The following is a 3689-nucleotide window of genomic DNA, read 5'->3' on the forward strand; positions in this document are numbered from 1 at the left end:
AGCGTGCCCATCCGGGCAATGTTGCGGTTCTCCTCGCCCGCGCCGTTGGCGTTGCCGAACACCACCTCATCAATCCGCTCAACATCCAGGCCCGGGGCGCGCTTCACGGCTTCACCGATCACATGCGCGGCCAGGTCATCCGGGCGGACACCGGCGAGCCCGCCGCCGAACTTCCCGAACGGGGTCCGGACGGCATCGTAAACAAAAGCGTGATTCATTACTTCCTCTAAAGTCTGTCGGGCCCAACCAAGCAGCAGCTGGGGCCGTTTTGAGGACTTAAAACGGCCCTTGCTGCCAGCTATGTGGGCGCGCTGGTGGCTTCTGCCAGCGGCAGCGATTCGGGCGGGTCTAGGCTGACGGGATCCGGATGAGCTTCTTGTTGGCGAATTCGTTGATTCCGTATTGCGCCAGTTCACGTCCAACGCCGGACCGCTTCACCCCGCCGAACGGAAGGTCAGGGGCGCTTCGACTGATGCTGTTGATCCAGACCGCGCCGGTTTCGAGCTGTTCGGCAAGCTCCTGTGCGGCCTTGACGTCGGCGGTGTAGATGGAGCTTGAGAGGCCGAAGGGTGAGTCGTTGGCCAGGTCAATGGCAGCTTGGGGAGAGTCCACCCGATAAACCACCGCAGCGGGGCCGAAGATCTCTTCCGAGTATGCCCGCATTTCGGGCGTCACACCGGTCAGGACCGTTGCGGGGTAATAAGCGCCTGATTCGTTAGGTGCGTCCCCACCCGTGACAGCTGTCGCGCCCTTGGAGACGGCGTCCTGGATCAGTTCCGCGATGTCGTCCACGGAGGCCTTGGAAGACAGCGGACCGAAGGTCGTCTTCTCATCGGTCGGATCGCCCGGTGCGATCTTGGCCATGGCCTCGGTGTAGCGGCGCAGGAATTCGTCGTAGATGTCGCCGACGATGATGAAGCGCTTGGACGCTGTGCAGGCCTGGCCTCCGTTGTACATCCGGCCCGCCACGGCGCCGGCGACGGCCTTGTCCAGGTCGGCATCCGGCAGCACGATGAACGGGTCGGAGCCGCCCAGTTCCAGCACGTACTTCTTCATATGGCGTCCGGCGACTTCCGCCACGGCGGATCCGGCCTTTTCGGAGCCGGTCAGGGAGACGCCCTGTACCCGCGGGTCTGCGATCATGGTCGCGATCTGGCCGCTGGTGACGAACGCATTGATGTACACGTCCGCGGGCAGCCCGGCATCGCGGAACACCGCTTCGATGGCCAGCGCCGACTGCGGGCAGTTGCGTGAGTGCTTGAGGATCACGGTGTTGCCCAGCGCGATGTTGGGGGCGGCGAAACGGGCGACCTGGTAGTAGGGGAAGTTCCACGGCATGATGCCGACGAGCGGCCCGATGGGTTCGGTGCGGACGACGGCTGAACCTGGGCCGCTGATGTCCAGGGGTTCATCCTTGAGGAAGCGCTCGGCGTTATCCGCGTAGTAGGCGTAGATCGAGGCCACGAGGGCAACTTCGCCACGGGCCTCGGCGATGGGCTTGCCCACCTCCAGAGTCAGCAGAGCTGCGAGTTCCTCGGAGCGTTCGCGGTGAAGTTCGGCGACGCGGGTCAGGACCGCCGCGCGTTCGGCCAGCGGAGTGGAGCGCCAGGAACGGTATTCAGTGAAGGAGCGCTTGAGCACATCCTGGACTTCCTCGTTAGTGAGGGTCGGGAACTCGGCAACGCGTTCTCCGGTTGCCGGGTTGATGGTTGCGTAGTTGCTCATGGCCGAATCTCTTTCTGGTGGTGCGTCCTTGGTCTTAGCAATCACGATCCCAGCTTCCGCCTATGCAGTCCAATACTTATTCTCAGCTTGATCAATGTTGGTTCTGAATCAATGGCAGATCGCCGGGCCATAGTCCCAGTTATTATGATTCTGCAATAATTCGTCATCCATTAGGTATTGGACGCTGGGTAATTGGCGATGCGAAGGTGGGCTGGTGAAGACCATCAAGATCCACGACGCGGGCGCGACCGTCCATGTCGAGCTCAATAGACCTGAAGTCCGCAACGCCATCGACCAGCAGATGGTCGATGAGTTGCATTCCGTATGCGCCGATTTGGAGCGGAAGCCCAGAATCCTCATCCTCTCCGGGACGCAGCTTCCCTCCGGCGGCATCTTTGCCTCCGGGGCTGACATCGCCCAGCTCCGCGAACGGCGCCGTGACGACGCCCTGGCCGGCATCAATTCCGGCCTCTTCCAGAGAATCTCCAAGTTGCCGATGCCTGTGATCGCCGCGGTTGACGGGTTTGCGCTCGGCGGCGGCGCTGAACTGGCCTACGCAGCGGACTTCCGGATTGCCACGCCACGGGCAAAAATCGGCAATCCCGAAACAGGCCTCGGTATTCTCGCTGCCGCCGGCGCAGGCTGGCGCCTCGTGGAACTCGTGGGCGAGCCCCTGGCGAAGGAAATACTGCTCAGCGGAAAAGTGCTCGACGGCGCAGCGGCGCTGGCTGTTCGGCTCGTCACCGAATTACATGACCCAGACCAACTCATCCCCGCAGCCTTTGCCCTCGCAGCGCGGATCCAAACCCAGGATCCGCTCGCGGTCCGTCTCACCAAGAGTGTCCTGCAGGCACCACGATCCGCACACCCGGCCATCGACGAACTCGCCCAGGGCATCCTCTTTGAATCGGAAGCAAAGTTTGAGCGGATGCAGGCGTTTCTGGACCGGAAAAACCACAAAGGAACCAACAAATGACCATCCCCACCTCCCTGACCGAAGCCCCCGGCATCCCGACGAGGGTAGGTGTTCTCGGCGGCGGCCGGATGGGCGCCGGCATCGCCCACGCCTTCCTTGTTTCCGGAGCGGAGGTGACCGTCGTCGAACGTGACGCGGCAGCTGCCGCCGCCGCCCTCGACCGCGTCACCCGGACGCTGGCCAAGGCCATTGAGAGAGCTTCAGTAACGGAGGATCTGGACTCGCTTCTCGGGCGGTTCGCAGTCTCGACGGACGCCGTCGACTTCGGCAGCGCCGGTCTGGTCGTCGAAGCCGTCCCTGAGGACTTCAATCTGAAGCAGTCCGCATTGCTCAACGTTGAGCGCCACCTTGGCGCGGAGGCCTGGATCGCCACCAACACCTCCTCACTGTCGGTCACCAAGCTGGCTGCCACCCTCGGCAGGCCGGAGCGGCTCTGCGGGCTGCACTTCTTCAATCCGGTCCCGGCGTCAACGCTGGTGGAAGTCGTCCTTGGCCCCCAGTCCGCCCCCGAACTAGCCAACGCCGCCACCGGCTGGGTCCGCGGGCTCGGCAAGACGCCCATCGTGGTGAACGACGCTCCTGGCTTCGCGAGTTCGCGGCTGGGCGTTGCACTGGCATTGGAGGCCATGCGTATGCTCGAAGAGGGCGTGGCCAGTGCGCAGGACATCGACGCCGCCATGGAACTCGGCTACCGGCACGCCTCTGGACCGCTGCGCACCACGGACATCGTCGGACTGGACGTCCGACTTGGAATCGCCGAATACCTGCACGAAACGCTCGGCGAACGCTTCGCCCCGCCCCAGATCCTCCGCGACATGGTGGCTCGCGGGGAACTGGGACGCAAGTCCGGCAAAGGCTTCTACGACTACTCCTAATTAAGCGGCCCGAGTGTGGGAGGCAAGCGTTCGATGGCTTGCCTCCCTTTCTTGGTGCAACGGGACGCCGCAAGGGCGCCCCAGTACGGATTGCCGCCAACACGGAACGGCGG

General features: G+C 63.5%; 3 protein-coding genes and 1 pseudogene. 2 read left to right on the plus strand and 2 right to left on the minus strand.

From position 1 onward, the window contains the following. Together K789_RS0113475 and K789_RS0113480 are read right to left on the minus strand one after the other, a co-directional pair. Positions 1 to 218 (minus strand): annotated as a pseudogene (locus tag K789_RS0113475) (3-oxoadipyl-CoA thiolase); the annotation flags it as partial. 130 nt (positions 219 to 348) lie between these two features. Further along, positions 349 to 1725: an NAD-dependent succinate-semialdehyde dehydrogenase gene (locus K789_RS0113480; RefSeq protein ID WP_024367204.1), complete on the minus strand. Its 1377-nt coding sequence runs from the start codon at positions 1723 to 1725 to the stop codon at positions 349 to 351. Between the two features lie 214 nt (positions 1726 to 1939). Here K789_RS0113480 and K789_RS0113485 point away from each other — a divergent pair, with 214 nt between their 5' ends. Together K789_RS0113485 and K789_RS0113490 are read left to right on the plus strand one after the other, a co-directional pair. Further along, complete coding sequence (locus tag K789_RS0113485) at positions 1940 to 2701, plus strand: enoyl-CoA hydratase/isomerase family protein (RefSeq protein WP_024367205.1); 762 nt, start codon at positions 1940 to 1942, stop codon at positions 2699 to 2701. Beyond that, positions 2698 to 3576 carry a 3-hydroxyacyl-CoA dehydrogenase family protein gene (locus tag K789_RS0113490; protein ID WP_029705052.1) on the plus strand — a complete coding sequence of 293 codons (879 nt, stop codon included), beginning with the start codon at positions 2698 to 2700 and terminating at the stop codon, positions 3574 to 3576. Before K789_RS0113485 ends, K789_RS0113490 begins: the two co-directional genes overlap by 4 nt. Positions 3577 to 3689: the final 113 nt, after the last annotated feature.

Origin of the sequence: Arthrobacter sp. TB 26 (genome assembly GCF_000427315.1) — a bacterium.
Taxonomy (GTDB): Bacteria; Actinomycetota; Actinomycetes; order Actinomycetales; family Micrococcaceae; genus Arthrobacter.

Coding starts and splice junctions, on each gene's coding strand:
- K789_RS0113480 (WP_024367204.1), bottom strand. CDS start 1,725: ATGAGCAACTACGCAACCATCAACCCGGCAACCGGAGAACGCGTTGCC.
- K789_RS0113490 (WP_029705052.1), top strand. CDS start 2,698: ATGACCATCCCCACCTCCCTGACCGAAGCCCCCGGCATCCCGACGAGG.